This is a genomic window from Burkholderia sp. E168m23, assembly GCF_016586125.1.
In the GTDB taxonomy this organism is placed as follows: Bacteria; Pseudomonadota; Gammaproteobacteria; order Burkholderiales; family Burkholderiaceae; genus Burkholderia; species Burkholderia orbicola.
In genome coordinates, this window is sequence record NZ_BCPP01001583.1 from 1 (window position 1) to 777 (window position 777).

The 777-nt window shown below is 65.6% G+C and carries 1 protein-coding gene; it reads left to right on the forward strand.

From position 1 onward, the window contains the following. On the forward strand, positions 1–777 hold a 777-nt coding region (locus tag JMF90_RS39025), incomplete at both ends, for an NAD(P)/FAD-dependent oxidoreductase (RefSeq protein ID WP_201326542.1).

Here is a 777-nt window from a genome sequence, read left to right on the forward strand (position 1 = left end):
GCAATACGGCCCGCGCGAATCGATGGAATACGACGTCGTGATCGTCGGCGGCGGCCCCGCCGGGCTGTCGGCGGCGATCCGGCTCAAGCAGCTGGCCGCCGAGAAAGGCACCGAGATCGGCGTGTGCGTGCTCGAGAAGGGTTCCGAGATCGGCGCGCACATCCTGTCGGGCGCGGTGATGGACCCGCGCGCGATCACCGAGCTGTTTCCCGACTGGAAGGAGCGCGGCGCGCCGCTCGACGTCGAGGTGACGGAAGACCGCTTCCTGTTCCTGTCCGAGAAGAGCGCGGTGACCACGCCGAACTGGGCGCTGCCGGACAACTTCAAGAATCACGGCAACTACGTGATCTCGCTGGGCAACGTCACGCGCTGGCTTGGAGCACAGGCCGAGGCGCTGGGCGTCGAGATCTTCCCGGGCTTCCCCGCCGCGGAAATTCTTTACAACGACGACGGCTCGGTCAAAGGCGTCGCCACCGGCAACATGGGCGTGGGCAAGGACGGCGAGCCGACCGAGAACTTCCAGCTCGGCATGGAGCTGCACGCGAAGTACACGTTGTTCGCCGAAGGCTGCCGCGGCCACCTCGGCCGCCAGCTGATTTCGAAGTTCAAGCTCGACGCGAACGCCGATCCGCAGGCGTACGGGATCGGCATCAAGGAACTGTGGGAAATCGACCCGGCCAAGCACAAGCCGGGCCTCGTGATCCACACGGCCGGCTGGCCGCTGAAGTCCGATACGTACGGCGGCTCGTTCCTGTATCACATGGACAACAACCAGGT